The sequence below is a fragment of the Pseudomonas sp. ABFPK genome (assembly GCF_001586765.1).
GTDB lineage: Bacteria > Pseudomonadota > Gammaproteobacteria > Pseudomonadales > Pseudomonadaceae > Aquipseudomonas > Aquipseudomonas asiatica.
The window spans coordinates 92,713-119,560 of the sequence record NZ_LQXW01000003.1 but is presented as its reverse complement, the minus strand read 5'-3'; the positions used below and the strand labels follow the sequence as shown (position 1 = coordinate 119,560).

Genomic DNA, 26,848 nt, shown 5'->3' with positions numbered 1-26,848 from the left:
CCGCCATGCGTTAGCATCCCTCTCCGATATGACGCATTGGCTACGACGGCCATGCCAACAATAAGATTCGCTACTTTTCTTGCTAGGGGACTTGGTGATGATCAAGAAATACCTTTCGCGACTGCTGGTCGGTGTCACCGCCCTGGTCGCCGTGACGGCCGCCCAGGCGGGCGCGATCGATGACGCGGTCAAGCGCGGCACCCTGCGGGTGGGCATGGACCCGACCTACATGCCGTTCCAGATGACCAACAAGCGTGGCGAGATCATCGGCTTCGAAGTCGATATCCTCAAGGCAATGGCCAAGTCCATGGGCGTCAAGTTCGAGCCGGTATCCACGGCCTATGACGGCATCATCCCGGCCCTGCTGACCGACAAGTTCGACATGATCGGCAGCGGCATGACCCTGACCCAGGAACGCAACCTGCGCCTGAACTTCAGCGAACCCTTCATCGTGGTCGGCCAGACCCTGCTGATCCGCAAGGAACTGGCGGGCGAGATCAAGTCGTACAAGGACCTGAACAACGAGAAGTACCGCATCACCTCCAAGCTCGGCACCACCGGCGAAATGGTTTCCAAGAAGCTGATCGCCAAGGCCAAGTACCACGGCTACGACAACGAGCAGGAAGCGGTGATGGACGTGGTCAACGGCAAGGCTGACGCCTTCGTCTACGACGCGCCGTACAACGTGGTGGCAGTGGACAAGGCCGGTGCCGGCAAGCTGCTGTTCCTCGAAGAACCCTTCACCTACGAGCCGCTGGCCTTCGGCCTGAAGAAAGGCGACTACGACAGCATCAACTTCATCAACAACTTCCTGCACCAGATCAAGCATGACGGGACCTACGATCGTATTCACGACAAGTGGTTCAAGAACAAGGACTGGCTGAAGGAAATGGAATAAGGCCCAGGCCACAAGCCGGCTTTATGACCCCGACGCGCAGGCAAACCCTGCGCGTTCGCATTTACGGAAGTACCCCACGTGATCAAACACAAGAAAGCCCAGTGGCCCTGGCACGGTTTGACTGCCCTGGTCCTGGTTGGCCTGGCGTTCAGCCTGTACATGGCCACCTCGATGATTTCCTACGAGTGGCGCTGGAACCGCGTACCGCAGTACTTCGCCTACAAGGCCGAGGAAGCACAGCGCGCCGCCGGTTACGGCACCGTGCAGGACATCGTCATCTCTGGCGACAATGCCCGTGTCACGCTGAAAGATGAGAGCGGTGCCGAGCAGGTGCTCGATGTAGACAAGGACAGCCTGCAGCTGGCCCGTGGCGACGATGTTTCCGAAGGCGACCAGGTTGGCGTCACCCGCCACTGGTCGGCCGGCCCGCTGGCCTGGGGCCTGTGGACCACGCTTTGGATTTCGGTGGTATCCGGTGCCCTGGGCCTGTTGATCGGCCTGTTCGCCGGCCTTTGCCGCCTGTCCAGCAACCCTACGCTGCGGGACCTGTCGACGGTGTACGTCGAGCTGGTGCGCGGTACACCGCTGCTGGTACAGATCTTCATCTTCTACTTCTTCATCGGTACCGTGCTCAACCTGTCCCGTGAGTTTGCCGGGGTGGCTGCACTGGCGCTGTTCACTGGCGCCTACGTGGCCGAAATCGTTCGTGCCGGCGTGCAGTCCATTGCCAAGGGCCAGAACGAAGCGGCCCGCTCGCTGGGCCTGAACGCAGGCCAGTCGATGCGCCACGTCATCCTGCCGCAGGCCTTCAAGCGCGTGCTGCCGCCTTTGGCCGGCCAGTTCATCAGCCTGGTCAAGGACACCTCGCTGGTGTCGGTGATCGCCATCACCGAACTGACCAAGAGCGGCCGCGAGGCCATTACCACCTCGTTCTCGACGTTCGAGATCTGGTTCTGCGTGGCAGGCCTGTACCTGCTGATCAACCTGCCGCTGTCGCACCTGGCCAGCCGGCTCGAGCGGAGGCTTGCGCAAAGTGATTGAAGTCCGTGACTTGCTGAAAGTCTTCGACACCCGTGGCCACGTGGTACGGGCTGTGGATAACGTCACCACCCAGGTCGCCAAGGGCGAGGTGGTGGTGGTGCTCGGCCCGTCGGGCTCGGGCAAATCGACCTTCCTGCGCTGCCTCAACGGCCTGGAGCATTTCGACGAAGGCCATGTGGCCATCGACGGCCTGCAACTGGCCGACCCGAAGACCGACATCAACGCCTACCGCCGCGAAGTCGGCATGGTGTTCCAGCACTTCAACCTGTTCCCGCACATGACCGTGCTGGAGAACCTGTGCCTGGCACAGAAGGTGGTGCGCAAGCGCAACAAGGCCGACCGCGAAGCCAAGGCCCGGGCGCTGCTGGAGAAGGTAGGCATTGCGCAGAAAGCCAACGAATACCCGTCGCGCCTGTCCGGTGGCCAGCAGCAGCGGGTGGCGATCGCCCGGGCCCTGGCCATGGACCCGAAAGTGATGCTGTTCGACGAGCCAACCTCGGCGCTTGACCCGGAAATGGTCGGCGAGGTGCTGGACGTGATGAAGACCTTGGCCCAGGAAGGCATGACCATGGTCTGCGTTACCCACGAAATGGGCTTTGCCCGTGAAGTGGCGGACCGCGTGCTGTTCTTCGACCATGGCAAGTTGCTGGAAGATTCGGCCCCGGCCGCGTTCTTCGCCTCGCCGAAAGACCCGCGTGCGCAGGCGTTCCTGCGCCAGGTGCTTTAACCGAAGGGGGGCGCTTTGCGCCCCAATCGCCGGCAAGCCGGCTCCCACAGGAGTGCCACAGGTACTGAGAACTGTACGGTCCCTGTGGGAGCAAGCTGGCTTGCCGGCGAATGGGCCGCAAAGCAGCCCCCCGCAATCTCAAATGCTGAACCGCCCCACCATCCCCCGCAACTGCTGCCCCAATTGCTCCAGTTCCCCGCTCGACGCCGCCGTCTGCTCACTGGCCGCACTGGTCTGATCCGACACATCGCGCACATTCAGCACACTGCGATTGATCTGCTCGGCGACCACGCTCTGCTCTTCGCTGGCCGTGGCGATCTGCTGGTTCATGCCCTGGATGTTCGACACGGTGTCAGTTATCTGGCTCAGGGCCTGGCCTGCCTTGCGACTCAGCTCCACGCTCTGCTCGGTCAGGCTCTTGCTGTTGTCCAGCAGGCGGGTCACTTCGTCGGTGCCGTTGTGCAGGCTGTCGATCAGTTGGCCGATTTCCTCGGTCGCCGTCGAGGTACGCTGGGCCAGACCGCGCACTTCATCGGCCACCACGGCAAAACCACGCCCGGCTTCACCCGCCCGTGCCGCTTCGATCGCCGCGTTCAGGGCCAGCAGGTTGGTCTGCTCGGACACTGACTTGATCACATCGAGGATGCTGCCAATGCGCTGGCTCTCGCCCGCCAGGTGCTGCATGGCCGCCAGACAATGGTCCATCTGCCCGGCCAGCTGTTCGATACGGCCAATGGCTTCGGCCACCACCTGGTCGCCGATCTGCGCCTGCTGGTCGGCGTTGGTCGCCGCCAGCGAGGCCTGTTCAGCGTTCTGCGCCACTTCCTGCACGGTGGCGCTCATCTGGTTCATGGCCGTGGCCACCTGGTCGGTTTCCTCGCGTTGCTGGTTGATGCGCAGCTTGGTGTCTTCGCTGCTGGCCGCCAGCTGTGTGGCGGCCTGTGACAGGTGGCTGACGCCCTGGTCGATGCCACCGATCAGCTCGCGCAGGCTCAAGGTCATTTCGCGCATGCTGGTTTGCAACTGGCCCATCTCGTCGCGGCGTTGCACCGGTTCGACCTGGCTCAGGTCGCCCTTGGCGATGCGCCCGGCCACGGCCAGGGTCTGGCGCAAAGGTTGGGTGATCTGCAGGGTGATCAGCCAGCCGGCCACGACGCCTACGACCAACGCCAGCAGGGCTACAGTGGTCAGCAGCGAGCGGGCCTCAAGGGCTTCCCTGTCGCGCTGCTCGATCTTGCGTTTGCCAAGTTCCAGGCTTACCGCGCGCAGCTCGTTGCCCATGTTCTCCATGTTGTTTTGCAGCTGTTCGACACGCACCGCAGCCCGACGATACTCATCCAGGCTGGCGCGGTACTTGGCCAGCTGCTCTCCGGGCTGCTGGGTGAGCGCATGGGGCAAGCCAAGTGGAGCAAGGCCTTTGAGCAGTTGCGCAAGGCTGCTGGCGGCGGCATCCAGGGAGGTGTCGCCGACCTTGGCGAAGCTTTCCACAGGGGAGAAGGTATAGGCCGGAATCAGGCTCTGCTGGTTGGCACCGTCGATATGTCGGCCAAGCGTGTCCATCAGCCCCAGCACACCGCTTTGCTGGCTGTCGGCAGGCATCCTCAGCAAGGCCTGGGTCTGGAGATCGTCGATTACTTCGGTGAGCTTCTGCTCATGGGCCTGCATGGCCTGGCGCAGGGCGATACGCTTGGCGACAGTATTCTCCAGCGCGCTGAAATCGCCGCGCAGGCGCTGCAGCAACGCCAGCTTTTCGGTCAGCATCTGCCGGGATTCATCCACGCTGCTACGTTGTTGCAAGGTGCTCAGCATGCTGTTGAGCTGGTCGAGAATGTTGGCTATCCGCGTTCTGCTGGCATTGTCGTTGAGTACGCGGTAAGTGATGCGCTCTGCGCGCAAGTCTTTGGTCAGGTCGTTGATCAGGCCGATTTCGCTGAGTTGCTGCGAGCGCACAATGGCGTCATCCAGTGCACGCCAGCCACTGACGGTAGTGGCCAGGGTAAGCAGCAGGACTACGGCAAAGCCGAGGGCGAGCTTGGCTGCGACACTGATGTTGCCGAGCTTGCGGTTGAGGTAGCCGAGCATGAGGAATCTCCGTGCGATTGGGGGCGAGGATGCAGGCGCATTGCTGGCATCACACCTTTGCCAATCGGCAGCGGAGCTGTAGGACTTGACCTGATAATCAGGTAGGAAATTTCACTTCAACAGGTAGGAATACTCCACCTGCGCCGGCCTCTTCGCGGGTAAACCCGCTCCCACAGGTACTGCACAGATTTTGAGAACTGTGCGGTACCTGTGGGAGCGGGTTTACCCGCGAAGAGGCCAGTACAGGTGACCTACACATCAGCCTAGAGCCTGAACCGCCCCACCAACCCTTGCAGGTGGGTACCCAACCGCGCCAGCTCCACGCTGGAACTGGCCGTCTCTTCACTGGCCGCCGAGGTCTGGTCAGAAATATCCCGCACGTTCATCACGCTGCGGTTGATCTCCTCAGCAACAGCCGTCTGTTCTTCCGCTGCCGTGGCAATCTGCTGGTTCATGGCCTGGATCGAAGACACGGTACGGGTGATGGTCTCCAGCGAACTGCCGGCTCGGCGGGTCAGTTCGACGCTGCTGTCGGTCAACTGGCGGCTGCTGTCCATCACGCTGGCCACACGCTGGGTGCCGCTCTGCAGGCCGGCAATCAGCTCTTCGATCTCTTCGGTCGATTGCTGGGTGCGCTGCGCCAGGCTGCGCACCTCATCGGCCACCACAGCAAAGCCACGCCCGGCCTCGCCGGCCCGGGCCGCCTCGATCGCCGCGTTGAGGGCCAGCAGGTTGGTCTGCTGGGCCACCGACTTGATCACGTCGAGCACGCTGCCGATCTTGTCGCTTTCGGCCTTGAGCTGGTTCATCGCTTCGCTGGAATTGACCACTTCGCCGGCCAGGCGCTCGATCTGCGCCACCGCCTCGCCCACCACACGGTCGCCTTCGCGGGCTTGCTGGTCGGCCATCAACGCAGCTTCCGAGGCCTGCTCGGCATTGCGCGCCACCTCATGCACGGTGGCGGTCATCTGGTTCATGGCGGTTGCCACCTGATCGGTCTCGACCTTCTGGTTGTTGACTCCGGCACTGGTCTGCTCGGTCACCGCCGACAGCTCCTCGGCAGCACTGGCGATCTGCGTGACGCCATCACCGATACCGCTGATCAGTTCGCGCAGGCCCTGGGTCATGCGCTGCATGCTGGCCTGCAACTGGCCCAGTTCGTCGCGGCGTTGTACCTGCAGGTTCAGGGTCAGGTCGCCACTGGCCACGCGCTCGGCGGCGTGCAAGGTCTGGCGCAGCGGGACGATGATTTGCCGGGTGATGGCCCAGGCCGCCAGCAGGCCGAGGGCCAGCGCCAGCACGGTGGCCACGGCGAGCACGGTCTTGGCCTGGGCCGCCCCGGCGTCGCGCACAGCGGTTTGTGAGGTGGTCATCGCCTGGCTGGTCTGCAGCAGTACCGTGCCGTGCTCGACCATGCTCTGCAGGGCCTGCTCACTGGCGGCCTGGGCATTGCCGAACTGGGTGACCGCGTCGCGGTAGCCTGCCAGGGCGGTGGTGGCATCGTCCAGGCTGGCAGCGTGCTCCGCCGGCACTTTGGCCGGTAGCGCGCGTAGCTCGGCCAAGGCCTGGTCGATGGCCTTCAGCGCCGTTTGCTGGTAGTCGGCGTTGCCGCTGTAGGTGTAACCGCGTACCTGGAACCGCGCCTGTTGCAACAGGGCGCTGACTTCCACCGCGTGCTGGTACTGGCTGATATCGCCACCCTGCAGCAGGCCGCGTTGCACCCGGCCAATCAGCTCCGCGGCCTTGTCGGCAGTGTCGCCTAGCACGGCGCGGCTGGCCTCGCGGCGCTGGCCGGCCTGTTTCAGGTCGTTGAATGCCTGCTGGTAGCCGCGCACGGCCTCGCGCTGCTGCTCAAGGCGCTGTCTGTCAGCGGGCTGCTCGATCTGCCCGAGCATAAGCTGCACCTGGCGCTCGAGATTGCCCAGGGCTTTTTCCAGCTCTGCCACCGAGGCTTCGTCAGGCTGGCGCTGGTAATGCTGGCGGGCGATGCGCAGTTCCTGGGTGTACTGCTGGATGACCGAGATGTTTCCCAGCTTGTCGCCACGGTTGATGATGCTGTCCATGCCGTGCCAGCCAGCCAGGGTAATGGCCAGGGTCAACAGCAGCACCAGGCCGAAGCCCAGCCCCAGTTTGCGATTGACGCTCACATTGCCCAATGATTGGGCGAACCATTGATACATGTACGACTCCCCGGCGCCTTGGCAGCACGATTAATTGTTGTGTTGCCAAGACAATCGGCCTGGGGAAGGGAAACTTTATGGGTAAAAATTGACTAGAGTGTCAGAAAATCCGTGAAAGCAGCGCTGTCACCGCGGTCTCTACCCGCAGGATGCGGTCGCCCAGCTGGACCGGAGCCAGGCCTGCCTTGCCTAGCAGGTCCACCTCGTAGGGGATCCAGCCGCCCTCCGGGCCGATGGCCAGGGTCACGTGCTGCTCCACGGCGCGCGGGCAGGCGGGGTAGGGGCCGGGGTGGCCGACCAAGCCCAGGGTGCCTGCGGTGATGGCCGGCAGGCGGTCTTCGACGAACGGTTTGAAGCGCTTCTCGATGATCACTTCGGGCAGCACGGTGTCGCGGGCTTGTTCCAGGCCCAGGATGAGGTTCTCGCGAATACTGTCCGGGTGCAGGAACGGTGTTTGCCAGAAGCTTTTCTCGACCTTGTAGCTGTTCAGCAGGATAAGCCGCGGCACGCCAAGGGTGGCCACGGTCTGGAAAAGCCGGCGCAGCATTTTCGGCCGAGGTACGGCCAGCACCAGGGTCAGCGGCAGCTTGGCCGGTGGCTGCTGGTCAAAGGCGACTTCCAGCTCTGCTTCGTGCTTTTCCAGGCGCAGCACCGTGGCCTTGCCCATCAGGCCGTTGATACGCCCCACGCGCAGGTTGTCGCCCACCGCCACACGGTGGATGTCCTGCATGTGGGTGAAGCGCCTATCTGCGAGGACGACGCGGTCGGCCGAGACGAAGTCGGCCTCTTCAAGGAGCAACAGGTTCACGGTTGGGTCGCTGGTGGCTGGTCGTTGTGGTCGTTGGCGGTTTCGTCGTGGGCGCTGCGCTTGCGGATCAGACTGCCGCACAGCACGCCGATCTCGAACAGCAGCCACATGGGTACGGCCAGCAGGGTCTGGGAGAAGATGTCCGGCGGGGTAAGGACCATGCCGACCACGAAACAGCCGATGATCACGTAGGGGCGAATCTTCTTCAGGTACTTCACGTCGACCACGCCGATCCATACCAGCAGCACCACCGCCACCGGGATTTCGAAGGCCACGCCAAAGGCGAAGAACAGCGTCATCACGAAGTCGAGGTAGCTGGCGATGTCGGTCATCATCGACACGCCTTCCGGCGTGGCGCTGGCGAAGAAGCCGAAGATCAGCGGGAACACCAGGAAATAGGCGAAGGCCATGCCGGCGTAGAACAGGAAGATGCTCGACACCAGCAGCGGAATGGCAATGCGCTTTTCATGGCGGTACAGCCCGGGTGCGATGAAGCCCCAGATCTGCTGGAGGATGAACGGAATCGCCAGGAACAGCGAGACGATCATGGTCAGCTTGAACGGCGTGAGGAACGGCGATGCCACGTCGGTGGCGATCATCGTGGCATTGGCCGGCAAGTGCTCGCGCAGCGGTGCGGAGACCAGGGTGTAGATCTGCTGGGCGAAGGAGAACAGCCCGGCAAAGATCAGGAAAATGACGGCAACGCAGCGCAACAGGCGGGTGCGCAGTTCGGTCAGGTGCGAAACCAGCGGCATTGGCTGGTCGTGTTCCGGATTTTCGCTCATGGGGCTCGCGGCGGTTGAGGCGGTTCAGAGGGCGTGGCCGGGGCGGCAGCGGTCTCGACCGGCCTGGCTTCGAGCCCGGCGGGGGGCTGAACGGTTGCGGTGGTGACAGGCGGCTGCGCCGGTGGCGTCATCGGGTTGAGGATGCGCTTGGCTTCCTCTTCCATCTGCAGGATGTGCTCGTTGTGCAGCTGGCGGCGGATTTCGTCGGCGCCGATTTCGCGCTCCACTTCCATCTTGATGCTGTTGAAACTGCGCTTGAGCCGGCCGATCCACAGGCCTGCCGTGCGCGCGGCACCGGGCAGGCGCTCGGGGCCGAGCACCAGCAGGGCGACCAGGCCGACGAGCAGCAGCTCGCTGAAACTGATGCCGAACATGGGTCAGTCTTTCCGCTGCGGCTCTTGGACCGGCTGGGCCTGGCCTTCGATGGTGTGGCCCTGGTTCTGCTGGGCAGTGTTCTGCACCGGTGGAACGGGTTGGGCAGGCGGCGGGGTCTGCTCGGCTGGCTTGTTCTCTTCGTCGCTCATGGCCTTGCGGAAGCCCTTGATCGACTCACCCAGGTCACTGCCGAAGTTCTTCAGCTTCTTGGTACCGAACACCAGGACCACGACCACTAGCAGGACGATCCAGTGTTTCCAGTCAAAGATACCCATTTCGTACTCCTGAAAAATGTGTGTTGGCCCTATCGGGGCTGCATTGCAACCATTGTGGGAGCGGGTTCACCCGCGAAGAATGCAACGCGGTGTATGGCACCGGCTTTGCCGGTGTTCGCGGGTGAACCCGCTCCCACAGGCCCCGAAAATACGTCAGGCAGCAGGCGTTCGTGCAGCTTTCTCATCATGCCCGGAAAGCCCGAAGCGGCGTTCCAGCTCATCGAGCACGGCCTGCGGATGCTGGCCCAGCGCGCTGAGCATTACCAGGCTATGAAACCACAGGTCGGCGGTTTCGTAGATGACATCGCTGTAATCCTTGCTGACCGCGGCGTCCTTGGCGGCAATGATCGTCTCGACCGACTCTTCGCCGAGCTTTTCGAGGATCTTGTTCAGGCCCTTGTGGTACAGGCTGGCCACGTAGGAGCTGTCGGGCGCCGCTTGCTTGCGTTCTTCAAGCACTTCGGCCAGGCGGTTCAGGGTGTCGCTCATGTCAGTGTCCTGCGCTGTAGATGGCATCCGGGTCTTTCAGGACCGGGTCGACGGTTTTCCACTGGCCGTCTTCGAAGACGCGGTAGAAGCAGCTTTCACGGCCGGTATGGCAGGCGATATGACCCAATTGCTCGACCATCAGGATGATCACGTCGGCATCGCAGTCCAGGCGCATTTCATGCAGCTTCTGCACATGCCCGGATTCCTCGCCCTTGCGCCACAGCTTGCCACGCGAACGCGACCAGTAGATGGCGCGTTGCTCGGCGGCGGTCAGGGCCAGCGATTCGCGGTTCATCCAGGCCATCATCAGCACGCGTCCGGTCTTGTGGTCCTGGGCGATCGCCGGTACCAGGCCCTCGCTGTTCCACTTGATCTCGTCCAGCCAGTCTTTCATCGTCGACTCCAAAGCGGGCCCGCTCCTGTGCCGGGCCCTTTGCGCTAGTGTGCCAGCCATGGGCGCGGCTGGCTATTGGCGCACGATCAGGTAAAGGCCGGCGGCCAGCATCAGCCAGGCCGGCCAGGCGGCAGGGGCGGCCAGGCTGGCGGCCGCGGCGGCACCAGCGGCCAGTACCGCGCCCCCGCCAAGAAGGCCGGCGCCGAGCAGGCGCAGCGCCCAGCGGTCGCCGTGGCGGCGCCGCTCCGGCAGTTGCGGATCGTGCAGGTGCGGTTGCGACAGGCGCTCGAGCAGGTCGCGGGCCATGTCGGCCAGGTGCGGCAGTTGCTCGACCTGGCTGTGGATGTTGCCGAGCACGGCCTTGGGGCTCATGCGGTCGCGCATCCAGCGCTCGAGGAACGGCTTGGCGGTGCTCCACAGGTCCAGGTCTGGGTACAACTGGCGGCCCAGGCCTTCGATGTTGAGCAGGGTTTTCTGCAGCAATACCAGCTGCGGCTGCACTTCCATGTTGAAGCGCCTGGCGGTCTGGAACAGGCGCATCAGCACCTGGCCGAAGGAAATATCCTTTAACGGTTTTTCGAAGATCGGCTCGCACACGGTGCGGATCGCCGCTTCGAACTCGTTGACCTTGGTGTGCGCCGGCACCCAGCCCGAGTCGATGTGCAACTGGGCGACGCGGCGGTAGTCACGCTTGAAGAAAGCGATCAGGTTGCGCGCCAGGTAGTCCTGGTCCTCGGCGGTCAGGCTGCCGACGATGCCGCAGTCGATGGCAATGTACTGCGGGCTCCATGGTTTGACCGTGCTGACGAAAATGTTGCCCGGGTGCATGTCGGCATGGAAGAAGCTGTCGCGGAACACCTGGGTGAAGAACACCTCCACACCCCGTTCGGCCAGCAGCTTCATGTCGGTGCGCTGGTCGGCCAAGGTGGCCATGTCGGTCACCGGCACGCCGTAGATGCGCTCCATCACCAGCACCTTGGGGCGGCACAGGTCCCAGTACACCTGGGGCACGTACATCAGCTCGGAGCCTTCGAAATTGCGCCGCAACTGGCTGGCGTTGGCCGCTTCGCGCAGCAGGTCGAGCTCGTCGTAGATGGTTTTTTCGTAGTCGCCGACGATTTCCACCGGGTGCAGGCGGCGGGCGTCGGCCGAAGCGCGCTCGGCGGCCTTGGCGATCAGGAACAGCCAGGCCAGGTCCTGGGCGATCACCGGCTTCAGGCCCGGGCGCACCACCTTGACCACTACTTCCTCGCCACTTTTCAGGCGCGCAGCATGCACCTGGGCCACCGAGGCGGAGGCCAGTGGTTCGACGTCGAAGCGGCTGAACAGTTGCGTTACCGGGGCGCCCAGCTGCGCCTCGATCAGTGCCACGGCCTGCTTGGGGTCGAACGGCGGCACGCGGTCCTGCAGCAGCATCAGTTCATCGGCTATGTCGTTGGGCAGCAGGTCACGGCGGGTGGACAACAACTGGCCGAACTTGATGAAGATCGGCCCCAGGTCCTGCAGGGCCAGGCGCAGGCGCGCGCCTCGGTTGAGCTCGGACGGCTTGCGCGGCAGCCAGCGCCACGGCATCAGCAGTCGCAGGCTCATCAGCCACCAGGGCAGCGGCAGGTCGAACAGCAGGTCATCGAGACGGTAGCGGATCACCACACGCTGGATGCGAAAAAGACGGCGGACGGCGAGCAGCTTCATGCGTTATCGCTGGTATCAAGGGATCGGGAGAGGCGCTTGAGGCGCGCCTCGAGGCGTTCTGTATCGAGCTTCAGGGTGTCGAGCTCGCTGAAGGCGGCTTCGGCTTCGCGCTTGCCGACCAGGGTGCGGGACTCTTCGGCCAGGTACTCGGAAAGGTTCTGGCTGAAGCGCGCCAGGCCCTGGCGGGTCCAGCGTGCGCGCAGGCGGATGTGGCCGGCCAGCAGCGCCGTGGCGACCGGGCCAAGCCAGCGTTGCAGTTCGTGTTCCCAGTCCAGCTCCAGGTCCTGCAGCACACCGAACAGGTCGAGCAACACGGCGCTGTCGCCATGCAGTTCGACTTGCGGGCTGTGCAGCACGGCGGTCTTGTCCCTGGCCAGGGCCAGTTGCGCCAGGCTGCCGGCCGGGGCTCGCAGGCTGCAGTCGACCTCGCCTTGCCAGTGGGCGGCGAGCATCAGGCCCTCTTCATCGGGCAGGATGAACACCTGCAAGGCTGGCTGGCGGCAGTCGATCTCGATGACCTTGCCCTCCAGCGCGGCCAGCCGCGGCAGGGCCGTGCTGTCCATGCGCAGGACGCGGTTCAGGCCATGTTCGGCGCTGGCGAGCAGCCCGGCCAGCAGCATCAGGGCTTGATCCCCCGATGCACGGCAACGATGCCGCTGGTCATGTTGTGATAGGTGACCCGGTCGAAACCGGCCTCGACCATCATGGCCTTCAGGGTTTCCTGATCGGGGTGCATGCGGATCGACTCGGCGAGGTAACGGTAGCTCTCCGAGTCGTTGGTGATCAGCTTGCCGGCCAGCGGCATGAAGGCGAACGAGTAGGCGTCGTAGGCCTTGGACATCAGCTTGTTGGTCGGCTTGGAGAACTCCAGCACCAGCAGGCGACCGCCTGGCTTGAGCACGCGCAGCATCGAGCGGATGGCTTCGTCCTTGTGGGTGACGTTGCGCAGGCCGAAGGCGATGGTCACGCAGTCGAAGTGGTTGTCCGGGAATGGCAGCTTCTCGGCGTCGGCCTGAACGAACTCGATGTTGCCGGCCACGCCACGGTCGAGCAGGCGGTCACGGCCGACCTTGAGCATCGATTCGTTGATGTCGGCCAGCACTACCTGACCGGTCGGGCCAACCAGCCGCGAGAACTTGGCGGCCAAGTCGCCGGTACCGCCGGCGATGTCCAGTACACGATTGCCGGCGCGTACGCCCGACAGCTCGATGGTGAAGCGCTTCCACAGGCGGTGCATGCCGCCGGAAAGCACGTCGTTCATCAGGTCGTACTTGGCTGCTACCGAGTGGAACACCTCGGCGACTTTCTTCGCCTTCTGGCTTTCAGGGACGTCCTGGTAACCGAAATGGGTGGTGGGTTCGGCGTGGTCGCCTTTGCGCTGGTCGTTCATATCGCTTCACCGGAAAAAATTACCGCCATTCTAGGGCGAACGGGCAGATTTGTCTTGGCGGGGTGTGCCAGTGGGCAGGGGCGGGCATAATGCTCATTATGTCTTCATCTTCAGGAACACCCGCATGACCCAGATCAGCGTCGAACGCAAACATTCCCTCGGCCGCGATGCCGCCCGTGCCAAGGCTGAAGCGCTGGTCGACAAACTGACCCGCGAATACGACCTCAAGGCCACCTGGAACGGCGACAGGGTCGACGTGGCGCGCAGCGGTGCCAACGGCAGCGTGCACATCTTCGATGACCGCATCCGCGTCGAATTGAAGCTGGGCATGATGCTGTCGATGATGAGCGGCACCATCAAGGGCGAGATCGAGCGGGCGCTGGACAAAGCCCTGGCCTGACCCCTTCCCGGGGCCATGCTCGTTCACCTTAGGGTGAAGATTCTAATTTCCCTCTCTACCTTGTGCTCAAGCCCAACCTCCATGGGCGGTTTCTCCTCCACTCATGAGCATGAGGTACAGAGCATGGCCAAAGTGACTGTGAAGAAAAAGGACGACGCCCCGGGCACGCTGGGCGAGGTGCGCGGCTACGCGCGCAAGATCTGGCTGGCGGGCATCGGCGCCTATGCGCGTGTGGGCCAGGAAGGCTCCGACTACTTCAATGAGCTGGTCAAGGCCGGCGAAGGCGTCGAGAAGCGTGGCAAGAAGCGCATCGACAAGGAGCTCGATGCTGCCAACAACCAGCTCGACGAAGCGACTCAGGAAGTCAGTCGCGTACGCGGCAAGGTCGAAGTTCAACTGGACAAGATCGAAAAAGCTTTCGACGCGCGGGTAGGTCGCGCCTTGAATCGCCTTGGCATTCCGTCTAAACATGACGTTGAGGCGTTGTCCATCAAGCTTGAACAGCTGCACGAGCTGCTCGAGCGCGTCGCGCACAAACCATAAGGAGAGCAGGATGGCTGGCAAGAAGAATTCCGAGAAAGAAGGCAGCTCCTGGGTCGGCGGGATCGAGAAGTACTCCCGCAAGATCTGGCTGGCGGGGCTTGGTATCTATTCGAAGATCGACCAGGACGGCCCGAAGCTGTTCGACTCGCTGGTGAAGGATGGCGAGAAGGCCGAGAAGCAGGCGAAGAAGACCGCCGAAGATGTTGCTGAAACTGCCAAGTCGTCGACCACTTCGCGTGTGTCGGGCGTGAAGGACCGTGCGCTGGGCAAGTGGAGCGAACTCGAAGAGGCCTTCGACAAGCGCCTGAACAGCGCCATCTCGCGCCTCGGCGTGCCGAGCCGCAACGAGATCAAGGCCCTGCACCAGCAGGTGGACAGCCTGACCAAGCAGATCGAGAAACTCACCGGCGCTTCGGTTACCCCGATTTCGTCGCGCACTGCAGCCAAACCGGCTGCGAGCAAGGCGGCGGCCAAGCCACTGGCCAAGACGGCAGCGGCCAAGCCTGCGGCGAAAACCGCGGCGGCCAAGCCGGCGGCCAAGGCCGCAGCGGCTAAACCTGCTGCCAAGACTGCGGCGGCCAAGCCTGCGGCGAAACCGGCAGCGGCCAAGCCGGCTGTGGCGAAGAAGCCTGCAGTGAAGAAAGCACCGGCCAAGCCAGCAGCCGCCAAGCCGGCAGCTCCAGCGGCCAGCGCCGCTCCGGCCGCTAGCGCAGCTCCTGCACCAACCGCGGCTCCGGCCACCAATCCGCCTTCGGCACCGACAGGCACCGGTACCCTGATCTGATACCGCGTCGCCTTCTTCGCGGGTAAACCCGCTCCCACAGGTGCTGCGCCGCTTGTAAGCTCTGCACCGTACCTGTGGGAGCGGGTTCACCCGCGAATGCGTCGGCTGCTGCAATACATTTCTGTCAGGCTTACCCCTCCAGATACCTCACCGCCAACTGCTCCGCCGCCCCCCGCGCCTGGGCCTGCAGATGCGGCGCCACCAGCATCATCACCTGGTACACCACAATCCCCACATCCCCCTCGCGCCCCAGTACCCGCTGGTAATCCAGCGAGAACATCAGTGTCAGGGTGATCTGCTCCACCAGTTGCCCCAGCGCCTGGGTCTCGCTCTCTACCAACCCTTGGCCCTTGAGGCTGGCCAGCAACGCCGCCAGCGTGCGCTTGAGCGCGTTGATCAGGCTGCGCATGCCGCGAGCCAGTTTGGGCAGGCGCCCGGTCAGGTTCGACAGGTCCTGGAACAGGAAGCGGTACTGCGCCATGCGTTCGACGATCAGGTGCAGGAACAGCCAGTAATCCTCGGCATCCAGGCGTACCTCCAGCGGCGGGTCGAGCAAGGGCATCAGCGCTTCTTCAAAGCGCTCGAACAGCCCCAGCACCAACGGCTCCTTGCCGTGGAAGTGGTAGTAGAGGTTGCCGGGGCTGATGCCCAGTTCGTTGGCAATTTCCAGGGTGGATACGTTCGGTTCGCCCTGCTGGTTGAACAGCTGCAGGGCACATTCGAGGATACGGTCGCGAGTCTTCATCCAGTCGGCATGCTCATCGGGTCAGCACGTAGGTGCCCGGCGCAGGGCCCAGCGGTGGGTAGGTGGCATTGCCCAGTTCACTGCGCGGTGCCTTGAGCGGGCCGGAGCGCGGGGTGATCCACTCCAGCCACAACGGCCACCAGCTGCCTTCGCTGCGCTTGGCATCGTGGAACCAGGCTCGCGGGTCGCTGGACAGCTTGGGGTTGGCCAGGTAATAGGCCTTGGGGTTGCCGGGCGGGTTGATGATGCTCTGGATGTGCCCGCTGTTGGCCAGCACGAAGCGACGGTCGCCGCCCAGCAGCAAGGCCGAGCGGTACACCGCATCCCACGGGGTGATGTGGTCGTTGCTGCCGGCCACGGTGAAACTGTCCAGATCGACCTTCTGCAGGTCGATGGGGGTGCCGCATACCTCCAGGCCGGCTGGGTGAGTCAGCGGGTTGAGTTTGAAGAAGTCCAGCAGGTCGCCATGCAGCGCGGCGGGCAGGCGTGTGCTGTCGGCGTTCCAGTACAGGATGTCGAAGGCTGGTGGTGTCTTGCCGAGCAGGTAGTTGTTGACCCAGTAGTTCCAGATCAGGTCGTTGGGCCGCATCCAGGCGAAGATCCGCGCCACCTCGGCGCCATCCAGCACGCCGCGCTGATAGGAGCGGCGCTTGGCGGCCTCGATGGTCTGCTCGTCGGCGAACAGGCTGGCGGGGCTTTCGAACTTGCTGTCCAGAAGGCTGACCAGGTAGGTGGCGCTGCGCACCCGACGCAGTTGGTGCTTGGCCTGCAGGTGACCCTGCAGCGCGGCCATGGTCAGGCCGCCGGCGCAGGCACCCATCAGGTTGGGGTCGCGGTTGCCGCTGATGCTGCGGCAGGCGTTGAGCGCTTCTTCCAGGGCCTGCACGTAGCTGGACAGGCCCCATTCGCGGTGGCGCGGGTCGGGGTTGCGCCAGCTCACCATGAACACCTGCAGGCCGCTCTTGAGCATGTACTGGACAAAGCTGTTGGTCGGGCTGAGGTCGAAGATGTAGAACTTGTTGATCTGCGGCGGCACCACCAGCAGTGGCCTGGCATGCTGCCTTTCGCTCATCGGCTTGTACTGGATCAGCTCCAGCAGCTCGTTGCGAAACACCACGGCGCCGGCGGTTGCGGCCAGGTTGCCGCCCACTTCGAAGGCGCGCTCGTCGACCTGGCGTGGCAGGCCATCGTTGTGGCGCAGGTCATCGAGCAGGTGGGCCACGCCGCGTACCAGGCTCTGGCCACCGCTGTTGAACAGTTCCTTGACCGCCAGCGGGTTGAGCAGCGAGTTGCTCGGCGCCAGTGCATCGTTGATCAGGTTGAACAGGAAGTGCGCACGGGCCCGGTCATCGTCGTCCAGGTGGCTTTCCTCGATCCACAGGCGGGTCTGCTTCTGCCAGGCCAGGTAGGCTTGCAGGCCGCGCCGGTAGAACGGGTTCTGGCTCCATGTCGGGTCGCTGAAGCGCGGATCGCGCGGGTTCGGCTGAAACGGTGTGTCACCCAGCATCACCCTGCCCAGCTGACCACCCAGGGCCAACAGGTGATGCGCGGTGTGCAGCGGATGACGCAGGCTTTGGCGGCTGACATTGCGCAGCGTGGAAATCAGGTCACGGCCGCGCAGGCCGAGGATGGCGTTCTGCACGTTCATGCTGGTGGCGGGAAGCGTTGTCGTTCCTTTGGCCGTTTTGTCTTTCATGGCAACACTCCCTCGTTCTAACCATGGCGCCGCATCGCGGGCAAGCCCGCCCCTACACGCCCGAAACCGGGCGAGGGTGCATGACAGCGCGCTGACGCTCTTGCTGAAGGAACTTCATGATGATCGGGGCGACGGCCTCGGCCCGGGTGATCAGGAACAGATGGCCGTCGTCGATAATGTGTAGCTGGGCATTGGGAATTCGCCAGGCCAGCAGGCGCATGTTGATCAGCGGGATCAACGGGTCGTCGTCGCCTGCCAGCACCAGGGTCGGCTGCTGGATCTTGTGCAGCCAATGGATGCTGGTCCAGCCAAGCCCGGCGAACAGCTGCCAGTAGTAGCCCATCTTGCCGCCGGAGCGCACCTTGGCGGCGTGCTGCATGGCCAGGTCCGGGTCACGCCGGAAGCCGCCGCCATAGATCGTCGGCGCAATGCGGATGACATGCGACGGCTGCACGTAGCGCCGCGGGCTGGCCATCATCCACAGCACCTTGGGCTTACCCGGCACCATCACCGCACCGGCGGCAGTGGCGGCCAGCACCAGCTTCTTGCAGCGCTCGGGGTAGTCGTGGGCGAACTGCTGGGCCAGGGCGCCGCCCCACGACACACCGATGACATTGACCTGGCCGTAGTCGAGGTAGTCGAGCATGCGTGCCGTCAGCTTGGCCAACCCGGGGAAGCGGTAAGGGTGGCGCGGCGTGGACGAGCCGCCGACCCCGGGCACGTCAAAGGCGATGACTTCCAGGTCCGGGTCCAGCGCCTCGATGAACGGAAACACCAGCTCCAGGTTGGCGCCGATGCCGTTGAAGATCAGCAGCGGCGTCAGATGCGACTTGCCCGGGCGGACGGCGGTGCGGATGGACTGGTTGTCCAGCTCGACGGTCCTGAAGATATAGGGTTGCGGCATGCGCGTGACTCATGGGGTGAAATGAACACCGTGGCGCCCCGCAGGGGCCACGGCGCTGCAGCTCAACGCTCGTGAACGTAGGTGCCCGGGGATGCCTCGCCAGCGGCATAGGCACGGTTGCCCAGACGGGTCGGTGCCTTTTTCAGCTCGCCGGCACGTTCGCCCAGCCAGCTTTGCCAGTGCAGCCACCAGGAGTCCGCATGCTTGGTAGCGTTTTCTTGCCAGGCCACCGGGTCACCTGGGCGATCGGCACCGGTCATGAAGCGCGCCTTGGGGTTGCCTGGCGGGTTGAGGATGCTCTGGATATGGCCGCTGTTGGACAGCACGAATTCGATCTTGCCGCCGAACAGGTGCGCCGAGCGGTAGCACGACTGCCAAGGGGTAATGTGGTCATTGGTGCCGGCGAGGCTGTAGATGTCGCATTTGACCTGTTTCAGATCGATCGGAGTGCCGCACACTTCCAGGGCGTCCGGGCGCGTCAGCGGGTTGCTCTTGAACATCTCGATCAGGTCGCCATGGAAGGCGGCCGGGAGGCGCGTGGTGTCGTTGTTCCAGAACAGGATGTCGAACACCGGCGGCTCGTTGCCGAGCAGGTAGTTGTTGACCCAGTAGTTCCAGATCAGGTCGTTGGGGCGCATCCAGGCGAACACCTTGGCCATCTCGCTGCCTTCGAGCACGCCGGCCTGGTAGGAGTGGCGCTTGGCGGCCTCCAGGGTCTGCTCGTCGACGAACAGGGCGACCTGGTTGTCCATGGTGGTGTCCAGCACGCTGACCAGCAGGGTCAGGGCATTGACCTTGTTCTCGCCTAGCGCGGCATAGTGGCCGACCAATGCCGTGCAGGTGATGCCGCCGGAGCAGGCACCGAGCATGTTCAGGTCCTTGCTGCCGGTAATCGCCAGCACCGCGTCGACCGCCTCCTTGAGCGCATCGATATAGGTGGACAGGCCCCATTCGCGCTGGGCTTTGGTCGGGTTGCGCCAGCTGATGATGAAGGTCTGCTGCTGCGAGCGCAGGCAGTAGCGCGCCAGGCTCTTTTCCGGGCTCAGGTCGAATACGTAGAACTTGTTGATTTGCGGCGGCACCACCAGCAGCGGGCGGGCATGCACCTGCTCGGTGATGGGGCTGTACTGGATCAGCTCCAGCACATCGTTGCGGTACACCACGGCGCCTTCACTGGTGCCCAGGTTCTTGCCCACCTCGAAGGCGTCCATGTTCACCTGGCTGGGCATGCCGCCGTTGTTGACCAGGTCCTTGGCCAGGTTGGAAAGGCCATCGAGCAGGCTCTTGCCGCCTGTTTCGAAAAAGCGTTTGACCGCTGCCGGGTTGGACAGGGTGTTGGTCGGCGCCATGGCTTCGGTCATCAGGTTGATGACGAACTGGCCACGGCTGATGTCCTGGGGCGAAAGGTCACTGCTGCCGATCCAGTCCTGCAGCTCCTTGCGCCAGGCCAGATAGGTTTGCAGGTAGCGGCGGTAAAGTGGGTTGTTGCTCCATGCCGGGTCATTGAAGCGACGGTCGTCGCTTTCCGGGGCAAGGCTGGACTTGCCCAGCAGCACGTTCTTCAGCTCCAGGCCAAAGTGGGCCACATGCTTGGCGCTGTGCAGCGGTTGGCGCACGGCCTGGCGCAGCACGGTGCGTGCCGAGCTCAACAGGTCCTTGCGACGGATACCGATGACCGGGTTCAGCCCCAGGGTGTTTTCCGAGGCCTGCCGCTGCAGCTCATCGTTGTTCTTGTTACTCATCTACGACGCTCCGTTGTCCTGAGACGAGTACCGGTTGCTGTGGCGGGTGCACAGTTCTGAGCCCGGTACTGCTACTCGGGTGACCAGTGATAAGGAACAGCGGTGCTGCGAGGGTTCTGGCTACCTGCAATTTGATGCAGGGAACTTGCCACCCCCCATTGGTTACCCGACTTTCATGTAATGCGCAAGACAGCCCTTCACTGGGCTGTCTGTAAGGTATTCAAACAAATGAATTTAGAAAATGCGCTCTAAATCCTGAAGGCCTTGCGCTAGAGCATGAGTTTGACCACCGACTCGGCGGGGTCGCGGGATTTCCCGGCCTTGTGCAGTTCGTCGAGGTACTCGGCCCACAGCTGTTCCTGGCGCAGGCACAGTTGCTCGAGGTACTCCCAGGTGAACAGGCCGCTGTCATGGCCGTCGTCGAAGGTCAGTTTCAGTGCGTATTGCCCGGCAGGTTCCAGCCCGCTGAGGCCGACGTTGATCTTGCCGAACTGCAGGATGGGGTTGCCGTGGCCCTGGACCTCGGCGGAGGGGGAGTGCACGCGCAGGAATTCGGCGGGCAGGTGGTAGACCTCGCCGGGGGCGTAGGTGAGGCTGAGGGTTTTCGAGGCTTTGTGCAGGTTGATGGCGGTGGGCAGGCGGGCCATGGGCGGAATCTCTCGGGAGCTGATGGTGCACAGCTTCAGGAGATTCGGGGGATTGTGCAAGGGGGCTGCTTTGCAGCCCATCGCGACACAAGGCCGCTCCGACAGGAGATCGCGTTCCCTTGTAGGAGCGGCCTTGCGTCGCGATGGGCCGCAAGGCGGCCCCCTGCGGTCTTACAGGATGTAACGCGACAGGTCTTCGTTCTGCGCCAGCTCACCCAGGTGGCTGTTCACATACGCCGCGTCGATCTGGATCGGCGCTTCGTCATGGGTGCTGGCCAGGTCGCCAGCGCTGAACGACACCTCTTCGAGCAAACGCTCGAGCAGGGTGTGCAGGCGGCGGGCACCGATGTTCTCGGTCTTCTCGTTCACCTGGTAGGCAATCTCGGCCAGGCGCTTGATACCGTCGGCGAGGAACTCGATATTCAGGCCTTCGGTCTTGAGCAGGGCCTGGTACTGTTCGGTCAGCGACGCGTGCGGCTCCTGCAGGATGCGCTCGAAGTCTTCCGGGGTCAGGGCCTTGAGCTCCACACGGATCGGCAGGCGGCCTTGCAGTTCGGGCACCAGGTCGCTCGGCTTGCTCAAGTGGAACGCACCCGAGGCAATGAACAGGATGTGATCGGTCTTGACCATGCCCAGCTTGGTGTTGACGGTGCAGCCTTCGATCAGCGGCAGCAGGTCGCGCTGCACGCCTTCACGGGACACGTCGGCGCCGCCAACGTTGCCGCGCTTGGCAACCTTGTCGATTTCGTCGATGAACACGATGCCGTGCTGCTCGACAGCTTCCAGGGCCTTGGCCTTGAGTTCTTCCTCGTTGACCAGGCGGCTCGCTTCTTCATCGCGAACCATCTTCAGAGCCTCTTTGACCTTCAGCTTGCGCGCCTTGCGCTTGCCTTTGCCCATGTTGGCGAACAGGCTCTGCAGCTGGTTGGTCATTTCTTCCATGCCGGGCGGCGCGGCAATTTCGACGCCCACGGCATCGGCCACTTCGATCTCGATTTCCTTGTCGTCCAGCTGGCCTTCGCGCAGGCGCTTGCGGAACAGCTGGCGGGTGTTGGAATCGGTGCTGGTCTGCGCGGCTTCCTCGGCGAAGCTGCTGACCCGCGCCTGCGGCAGCAGGGCATCGAGGATGCGGTCTTCGGCGGCGTCTTCGGCGCGGTGGCGCACGCGGATGATCTCTTGCTCACGCAGCATCTTCAATGCTGCATCGGCCAGGTCACGGATGATCGACTCGACGTCGCGGCCCACGTAGCCCACTTCGGTGAACTTGGTGGCTTCGACCTTGAGGAACGGCGCATTGGCCAGCTTGGCCAGGCGGCGGGCGATTTCGGTCTTGCCGACGCCGGTTGGGCCGATCATCAGGATGTTCTTCGGGGTCACTTCGGCGCGCAGCTCGGCGGGGAGCTGCATGCGCCGCCAGCGGTTGCGCAGGGCGATTGCCACGGCGCGCTTGGCGTCGTCCTGGCCGATGATGTGGCGGTTGAGTTCGTGGACGATCTCGCGGGGGGTCATGGACATGATCAATAGGGTCCTCGGGCAGAATGATTCAGCGTGGAAAAGCCCCATCACCGGGATGGAGCGCCAGAACAGCTGATCAGTCGGCCAGGTCCTGCTCCTCGATGGTCAGGTTGTGGTTGGTGAACACGCAGATGTCGCCGGCGATGTTCAGGGCGGTCTCGGCGATTTCACGGGCCGAGAGGTCGGTCTTGTTCAGTAGGGCGCGTGCTGCGGCCTGGGCGTAGGCACCGCCGGAACCCATGGCGATCAGACCGTCTTCGGGCTCGACCACATCGCCGTTGCCGGTGATGATCAGGGAGGCGTCCTTGTTGGCCACGGCCAGCATGGCTTCCAGGCGGCTCAGGGAACGGTCGGTACGCCATTCCTTGGCCAGCTCGACGGCGGCGCGGACCAGGTGGCCCTGATGTTTTTCAAGCTGGCCTTCAAAGCGCTCGAAAAGGGTGAACGCATCGGCGGTGGCGCCGGCGAAGCCCGCGATGACCTGGCCGTGGTACAGGCGGCGCACCTTCTTGGCGTTGCCTTTCATCACGGTGTTGCCGAGGGATACCTGGCCGTCGCCGCCCATGACGACTTTGCCGTTACGGCGGACAGAAACGATGGTGGTCAAGGGGAGAGTCTCCACGCAGCGGGGCGAAAGTGCCTGATGCAGACTCATATGGGGGTGGGGGGAAGGATTTCAACCGTGGGGGATGAATGGTAGGTGTTCCCCTGTACTGGCCTCATCGCCGGCAAGCCAGCTCCAACACGGATATCACAGGCATTGAGGGCAGTGATTTCCTGTGGGAGCTGGCTTGCCGGCGATGAGGCCAGTGAGGGTTACTCAGGCCTCGTGGCAGACATGCCCATCGACCAAGGTATAACGCACCGCACCCGGCAGGCAGTGGCCGATGAACGGGCAGTTCTCGCCGCGGGAGAACCACTGCTCGCCGGCCACGGTCGAGGCTTGCGGGTCGAACAGCACCAGGTCGGCCGCGCCTCCCACTTTCAGCTCGCCGGCCGGCAGGCGCAGGGCCGCCGCCGGGCCGCTGCTCAGGCGGGCCAGCAAGGTTGGCAGGTCGAGCAGGCCGTCCTGCACCAGGGTCATGGCCAGCGGCAACAGCAGTTCGACACTGCTGATGCCCGGCTCGGTGGCGCCGAACGGGGCCAGCTTGGCGTCGCGCTCGTGTGGCTGGTGATGGCTGGAGATCGCCTGGATCACGCCCGACTTCACCGCCGCACGCAGGCCGTCACGGTCGGCGGCGGTGCGCAGCGGTGGCTGCACGTGGTACAGGCTGGAGAACTCACGCAGCGACTCGTCGGTAAGGATCAGTTGGTACAGCGCCACATCGGCGGTCACCGGCAGGCCAAGCTGCTGGGCCTGCTCGATCAGCCGTGCGCCACGGGCGCTGGTGATCTGGGTGAAGTGCGCACGCACGCCGGTCTGTTCCACCAGCAGCAGATTGCGCGCCAGGGCCACGGTCTCGGCGGTTTCCGGAATGCCCGGCAGGCCGAGGAAGCTGGCCATGGCACCTTCGTGAGCCAGGCCGCCTTGGGCCAGGTCGCGGTCCTGGGAATGGAACACCACGGTCAGGTCGAAGGTGGCGGCGTATTCCAGGGCGCGGGCCAGGGTACGGTTGTTGGGGATTTCCTTCAGGCCATTGCCGAAGGCCACGCAGCCGGTGTCGCGCAGTGCCACCAGCTCGGCCAGTTGCTCGCCTTCCAGGCCCTTGGTCAGGGCGCCGATCGGATAGACCTTGCTGTTGGCAGCCTCGCGGGCGCGGTCAAGGATAAGCTCGGCCACGGCCGAGGTGTCCAGCACCGGCTTGGTCTGCGGCGGGCAGCACAGGCTGGTGACACCGCCGGCGACGGCGGCGCGGGTTTCACTGGCGATGTTGCCTTTGCGGCTGTAGCCCGGCTCGCGCAGGGACACGCCGAGGTCGACCAGGCCGGGTGCGGCGACCAGGCCATCAGCCTGGATCGTGCGGCTGGCGCTGAAGCCGGCCGGGGCTGCACCGATGGCGGCAATACGGCCCCCGTCCAGGTGCAGGTCGGTGACCTGGTCCAGGCCGCTGTTCGGGTCGATGACCCGGGCGCCGAGAATACTGATGGTCACTGGGTGTTCTCCTGGTCGAATTGACGTTGCGCGTTCTGCCCGCTCATGGCCATGGACAGCACGGCCATGCGCACGGCGATGCCGTAGGTGACCTGGTTGAGGATCACCGAGTGCTTGCCGTCGGCCACCGCCGACTCGATTTCCACGCCACGGTTGATCGGGCCCGGGTGCATGACGATGGCGTCGGGCTTGGCGCCGGCCAGGCGCGCGGTGGTCAGGCCGAACAGGCGGTAGAACTCGCCTTCGCTGGGCAGCAGGCCGCCGGCCATGCGCTCACGCTGCAGGCGCAGCATGATCACCACGTCGACGTCCTTCAGGCCTTCGGCGAGGTCCGTGTAGACCTTCACGCCGTACTGCTCGATACCGATCGGGATCAGGGTTTTCGGGCCGATCACGCGGATGTCCGGGCAGCCCAGCGCTTTGAGCGCCAGCATGTCGGAGCGGGCCACGCGCGAGTGCAGGATGTCGCCGACGATGGCCACCGACAGGTTCTCGAAGCTGCCCTTGTGGCGGCGGATGGTGAGCATGTCGAGCATGCCCTGGGTCGGGTGCGCGTGGCGGCCGTCACCACCGTTGATCACGGCAACTTCCGGGCACACATGCTCGGCGATGAAGTGCGCAGCCCCGGAATCGGAGTGGCGCACCACGAACATGTCGGCGGCCATGGCTTCGAGGTTGCGCAGGGTATCGAACAGGGTTTCGCCCTTGCTGGTCGAGGAGGTCGACACGTTCAGGCTGATCACGTCGGCCGACAGGCGTTGGGCCGCCAGTTCGAACGTGGTACGGGTACGGGTGGAGTTCTCGAAGAACACGTTGCACACAGTCTTGCCGCGCAGCAACGGGACCTTCTTCACGGCCCGGGCACCGACTTCCAGGAAGGAGTCGGCGGTGTCGAGGATCTCGGTGAGCAGTTCGCGGGGCAAACCGTCGAGCGAGAGGAAGTGGCGCAGCTGGCCCTGATCATTGAGCTGCAGCGGGCGCTTGGCGTCGATTGGCGTCATCGCGGGGGACTCTTAAAGGGCGGAAGCGGAGGCGAGGTCCTGGCGCTCGAGGGCGAGCGGTGCGGGTCCGGTCAATTTTACCCGTTCATGGGGGGGCAGCGACAGGGTGGCGCCGAGTACATTCGGGCGGATTGGCAGTTCGCCAGCATCCAGGTCCAGCAGGCAGACCAGGGTGACGCTGGCCGGGCGGCCATAATCGAACAGTTCGTTGAGCGCGGCGCGTACCGTGCGGCCGCTCATCAGCACGTCATCCACCAGCACCAGGTGCTGGCCCTCGACCTCGAACGGCAGCTCGGACGGGCGCACTTGCGGGTGCAGGCCGTTCTGGCTGAAGTCGTCGCGATAGAACGAGACGTCCAGAGTGCCCATGGGGCTGGTGTCGCCCATGGCTTCCTGCAGGGCCTGGGCAACCCAGACGCCGCCGGTGCGGATACCGATGTAGCGCGGTTCGTTAATTGCCCGGCGCGCCAGGTGGGCACGAAGGTCGACAGCCATCTGCCGAATCAGGTCGGCGGGATTGGGTAGGCTCATTGCGGGCTCCTCGGAAGGGTGCGCCGGGCGGGGCCGGCGGCAAAGATGATCAGGTATTGGCCTCCAGCCAGCCTTGCAGCAACAGGGCGGCGGCGATGGCATCGACCGGGTTGTCGCGGTAGCTGCCGCGCTGGCCGCCACGGGCCATGCGCTCGCCCTTGGCCTCGAAGGTGGTCAGGCGTTCGTCGTGGGTGTGCACGGGCAGGTTGAAGCGGCCGTTCAGGCGGCGGGCGAACTTTTCTGCGCGGGCGCTCATTTCGCTGGGGGTGCCGTCCATGTTCAGCGGCAGGCCGACGACGATGGCGTCGGGCTTCCATTCGGCAATCAGCTTTTCCACCTGGGCCCAGTCCGGCACGCCGTTCTGTGCCTTCAGGGTGCAAAGCTCGCGGGCCTGGCCGGTGACCACCTGGCCGACGGCTACGCCGATCTGTTTGCTGCCGTAGTCGAAGCCCAGCAGCAGACGCAGTTCAGGGTGCAGTTCAGCCATCAGGCGTGGCCCGCCTGGCTGGTCAGCAGGTTCAGGTTGATCCCCAGGCTGGCGGCGGCGGCTTCCAGGCGCAGGTCGCTGGTCAGGCCGAAGATGATTTCCGGGTCGAACGGGCAGTTGAGCCAGGCGTTGTCGGCAAGCTCCGCTTCCAGTTGGCCCGCTTCCCAGCCGGCATAGCCCAGGGTGATCAGGCTCTGTTTCGGGCCTACCCCGGCGGCGATGGCAAGCAATATATCCTGCGAGGTGGTCAGCGACAGCCCTTCCAGCGCCACGGTGGCCTGGAAACTGCATTCGCTGCTGTGCAGCACGAAGCCACGGTCGGTCTGTACCGGGCCACCTTGGTAGATCGGCACCTGCAAGGTGCTGGCCGGTGGCATTTCGTCCGGGCGCAGCTGCTCGAGGATGTCGGCCAGGTTCAGCTCCTGCGGCCGGTTGACCACCAGGCCCATGGCGCCATGGGCGTTGTGCTCGACGATGTACGTGAGGGTCTGGGCGAAGTTCGGATCGGCCATGTGCGGCATGGCGATCAGGAACTGATGCTTGAGGTAGCTCGGCGTGAGGGTTTTCATGGAGGATAGTGTGGCGCCAGGTGGCGAGACTGACAAGGTGCGTAACGAGGCTTGCG

General features: G+C 64.1%; 29 protein-coding genes and 1 pseudogene. 6 read left to right on the top strand and 24 right to left on the bottom strand.

The window, feature by feature from the left end; all coding sequences use genetic code 11:
- Window positions 1-100 precede the first annotated feature (100 nt).
- The 3 genes from WM94_RS03520 to WM94_RS03510 all read left to right on the top strand — a co-directional run bounded on the left by WM94_RS03520 (window position 101) and on the right by WM94_RS03510 (window position 2,666).
- Window positions 101-898 carry a transporter substrate-binding domain-containing protein gene (locus WM94_RS03520; RefSeq protein ID WP_024087841.1) on the top strand — a complete coding sequence of 266 codons (798 nt, stop codon included), beginning with the start codon at window positions 101-103 and terminating at the stop codon, window positions 896-898.
- A 78-nt stretch (window positions 899-976) separates the two neighbouring features.
- Window positions 977-1,939, top strand: coding sequence for an amino acid ABC transporter permease (locus tag WM94_RS03515; RefSeq protein WP_061550447.1), 963 nt, complete (start codon window positions 977-979; stop codon window positions 1,937-1,939).
- A complete protein-coding gene (locus tag WM94_RS03510) occupies window positions 1,932-2,666 on the top strand; it encodes an amino acid ABC transporter ATP-binding protein (protein WP_013974550.1) in 735 nt (244 codons plus the stop codon). Before WM94_RS03515 ends, WM94_RS03510 begins: the two co-directional genes overlap by 8 nt.
- A gap of 138 nt (window positions 2,667-2,804) precedes the next feature.
- Here WM94_RS03510 and WM94_RS31050 read toward each other — a convergent pair whose 3' ends face one another.
- From WM94_RS31050 to ubiE, 12 genes and pseudogenes are all read right to left on the bottom strand, one after another.
- Window positions 2,805-3,509, bottom strand: coding sequence for a methyl-accepting chemotaxis protein (locus tag WM94_RS31050; RefSeq protein WP_371035199.1), 705 nt, complete (start codon window positions 3,507-3,509; stop codon window positions 2,805-2,807).
- Window positions 3,510-3,707: 198 nt separating this feature from the next.
- Window positions 3,708-4,748, bottom strand: a pseudogene (locus WM94_RS31045) (methyl-accepting chemotaxis protein); the annotation flags it as partial.
- Window positions 4,749-5,011: 263 nt separating this feature from the next.
- Window positions 5,012-6,928, bottom strand: coding sequence for a methyl-accepting chemotaxis protein (locus WM94_RS03500; RefSeq protein WP_015272095.1), 1,917 nt, complete (start codon window positions 6,926-6,928; stop codon window positions 5,012-5,014).
- Window positions 6,929-7,028: 100 nt separating this feature from the next.
- Window positions 7,029-7,736 carry a 16S rRNA (uracil(1498)-N(3))-methyltransferase gene (locus WM94_RS03495; protein ID WP_061550446.1) on the bottom strand — a complete coding sequence of 236 codons (708 nt, stop codon included), beginning with the start codon at window positions 7,734-7,736 and terminating at the stop codon, window positions 7,029-7,031.
- Entirely contained in the window at window positions 7,733-8,521 is a 789-nt protein-coding gene (gene tatC, locus WM94_RS03490) for a twin-arginine translocase subunit TatC (RefSeq protein WP_013974546.1), read from the bottom strand. The genes WM94_RS03495 and tatC overlap by 4 nt, the downstream gene beginning before the upstream one ends.
- Complete coding sequence (tatB, locus tag WM94_RS03485; protein ID WP_003259854.1) at window positions 8,518-8,895, bottom strand: Sec-independent protein translocase protein TatB; 378 nt, start codon at window positions 8,893-8,895, stop codon at window positions 8,518-8,520. Before tatB ends, tatC begins: the two co-directional genes overlap by 4 nt.
- Before the next feature lie 3 nt (window positions 8,896-8,898).
- Complete coding sequence (locus tag WM94_RS03480) at window positions 8,899-9,171, bottom strand: twin-arginine translocase TatA/TatE family subunit (protein WP_003259853.1); 273 nt, start codon at window positions 9,169-9,171, stop codon at window positions 8,899-8,901.
- A 153-nt stretch (window positions 9,172-9,324) separates the two neighbouring features.
- The gene (locus tag WM94_RS03475; protein ID WP_015272093.1) at window positions 9,325-9,660 is read right to left on the bottom strand and encodes a phosphoribosyl-ATP diphosphatase; all 336 of its coding nucleotides are present in this window, start codon (window positions 9,658-9,660) and stop codon (window positions 9,325-9,327) included.
- A gap of 1 nt (window position 9,661) precedes the next feature.
- Window positions 9,662-10,054, bottom strand: a complete 393-nt coding sequence (gene hisI / locus WM94_RS03470) for a phosphoribosyl-AMP cyclohydrolase (protein WP_013974544.1) — start codon at window positions 10,052-10,054, stop codon at window positions 9,662-9,664.
- Between the two features lie 72 nt (window positions 10,055-10,126).
- Window positions 10,127-11,746: a ubiquinone biosynthesis regulatory protein kinase UbiB gene (ubiB, locus tag WM94_RS03465; RefSeq protein ID WP_061550445.1), complete on the bottom strand. Its 1,620-nt coding sequence runs from the start codon at window positions 11,744-11,746 to the stop codon at window positions 10,127-10,129.
- A complete protein-coding gene (locus WM94_RS03460; RefSeq protein WP_003259850.1) occupies window positions 11,743-12,366 on the bottom strand; it encodes an SCP2 domain-containing protein in 624 nt (207 codons plus the stop codon). The genes ubiB and WM94_RS03460 overlap by 4 nt, the downstream gene beginning before the upstream one ends.
- Window positions 12,366-13,136 carry a bifunctional demethylmenaquinone methyltransferase/2-methoxy-6-polyprenyl-1,4-benzoquinol methylase UbiE gene (gene ubiE, locus WM94_RS03455; protein WP_013974541.1) on the bottom strand — a complete coding sequence of 257 codons (771 nt, stop codon included), beginning with the start codon at window positions 13,134-13,136 and terminating at the stop codon, window positions 12,366-12,368. Before ubiE ends, WM94_RS03460 begins: the two co-directional genes overlap by 1 nt.
- A 124-nt stretch (window positions 13,137-13,260) precedes the next feature.
- Between ubiE and WM94_RS03450 the strand changes: the two genes are divergently transcribed.
- The 3 genes from WM94_RS03450 to WM94_RS03440 all read left to right on the top strand — a co-directional run bounded on the left by WM94_RS03450 (window position 13,261) and on the right by WM94_RS03440 (window position 14,863).
- Complete coding sequence (locus WM94_RS03450) at window positions 13,261-13,536, top strand: polyhydroxyalkanoic acid system family protein (RefSeq protein WP_015272091.1); 276 nt, start codon at window positions 13,261-13,263, stop codon at window positions 13,534-13,536.
- Window positions 13,537-13,659: 123 nt separating this feature from the next.
- A complete protein-coding gene (locus WM94_RS03445; RefSeq protein WP_061550444.1) occupies window positions 13,660-14,079 on the top strand; it encodes a phasin family protein in 420 nt (139 codons plus the stop codon).
- Between the two features lie 10 nt (window positions 14,080-14,089).
- Entirely contained in the window at window positions 14,090-14,863 is a 774-nt protein-coding gene (locus WM94_RS03440; RefSeq protein ID WP_061550443.1) for a phasin family protein, read from the top strand.
- 130 nt (window positions 14,864-14,993) lie between these two features.
- Here the strand turns inward: WM94_RS03440 and WM94_RS03435 are convergent, their stop codons facing one another.
- The 12 genes from WM94_RS03435 to WM94_RS03380 form a co-directional block, all read right to left on the bottom strand.
- Window positions 14,994-15,608 carry a TetR/AcrR family transcriptional regulator gene (locus WM94_RS03435; protein ID WP_025340913.1) on the bottom strand — a complete coding sequence of 205 codons (615 nt, stop codon included), beginning with the start codon at window positions 15,606-15,608 and terminating at the stop codon, window positions 14,994-14,996.
- A 13-nt stretch (window positions 15,609-15,621) separates the two neighbouring features.
- Window positions 15,622-17,304, bottom strand: a complete 1,683-nt coding sequence (gene phaC / locus WM94_RS03430) for a class II poly(R)-hydroxyalkanoic acid synthase (protein WP_039612490.1) — start codon at window positions 17,302-17,304, stop codon at window positions 15,622-15,624.
- A 52-nt stretch (window positions 17,305-17,356) separates the two neighbouring features.
- Window positions 17,357-18,208, bottom strand: coding sequence for a poly(3-hydroxyalkanoate) depolymerase (gene phaZ / locus WM94_RS03425; protein WP_015272086.1), 852 nt, complete (start codon window positions 18,206-18,208; stop codon window positions 17,357-17,359).
- 62 nt (window positions 18,209-18,270) lie between these two features.
- Complete coding sequence (gene phaC, locus WM94_RS03420) at window positions 18,271-19,950, bottom strand: class II poly(R)-hydroxyalkanoic acid synthase (RefSeq protein WP_015272085.1); 1,680 nt, start codon at window positions 19,948-19,950, stop codon at window positions 18,271-18,273.
- A 269-nt stretch (window positions 19,951-20,219) separates the two neighbouring features.
- Entirely contained in the window at window positions 20,220-20,597 is a 378-nt protein-coding gene (locus tag WM94_RS03415; protein WP_003249306.1) for a gamma-butyrobetaine hydroxylase-like domain-containing protein, read from the bottom strand.
- A 171-nt stretch (window positions 20,598-20,768) separates the two neighbouring features.
- Window positions 20,769-22,112 carry an ATP-dependent protease ATPase subunit HslU gene (hslU, locus tag WM94_RS03410; RefSeq protein WP_015272084.1) on the bottom strand — a complete coding sequence of 448 codons (1,344 nt, stop codon included), beginning with the start codon at window positions 22,110-22,112 and terminating at the stop codon, window positions 20,769-20,771.
- 76 nt (window positions 22,113-22,188) lie between these two features.
- A complete protein-coding gene (gene hslV, locus WM94_RS03405; RefSeq protein WP_003249309.1) occupies window positions 22,189-22,719 on the bottom strand; it encodes an ATP-dependent protease subunit HslV in 531 nt (176 codons plus the stop codon).
- Window positions 22,720-22,932: 213 nt separating this feature from the next.
- Window positions 22,933-24,204 (bottom strand): dihydroorotase, encoded by a 1,272-nt coding sequence (locus WM94_RS03400; RefSeq protein WP_015272083.1) that lies wholly within the window; start codon window positions 24,202-24,204, stop codon window positions 22,933-22,935.
- On the bottom strand, window positions 24,201-25,205 hold the full coding sequence (locus tag WM94_RS03395; RefSeq protein WP_061550442.1) for an aspartate carbamoyltransferase catalytic subunit: 1,005 nt from the start codon (window positions 25,203-25,205) through the stop codon (window positions 24,201-24,203). The genes WM94_RS03400 and WM94_RS03395 overlap by 4 nt, the downstream gene beginning before the upstream one ends.
- A 12-nt stretch (window positions 25,206-25,217) precedes the next feature.
- Complete coding sequence (pyrR, locus tag WM94_RS03390) at window positions 25,218-25,736, bottom strand: bifunctional pyr operon transcriptional regulator/uracil phosphoribosyltransferase PyrR (RefSeq protein ID WP_003257772.1); 519 nt, start codon at window positions 25,734-25,736, stop codon at window positions 25,218-25,220.
- A gap of 49 nt (window positions 25,737-25,785) precedes the next feature.
- Window positions 25,786-26,223 carry a Holliday junction resolvase RuvX gene (gene ruvX, locus WM94_RS03385; RefSeq protein WP_013974530.1) on the bottom strand — a complete coding sequence of 146 codons (438 nt, stop codon included), beginning with the start codon at window positions 26,221-26,223 and terminating at the stop codon, window positions 25,786-25,788.
- Entirely contained in the window at window positions 26,223-26,792 is a 570-nt protein-coding gene (locus WM94_RS03380) for a YqgE/AlgH family protein (protein WP_015272081.1), read from the bottom strand. The genes ruvX and WM94_RS03380 overlap by 1 nt, the downstream gene beginning before the upstream one ends.
- Between the last annotated feature and the right edge of the window lie 56 nt (window positions 26,793-26,848).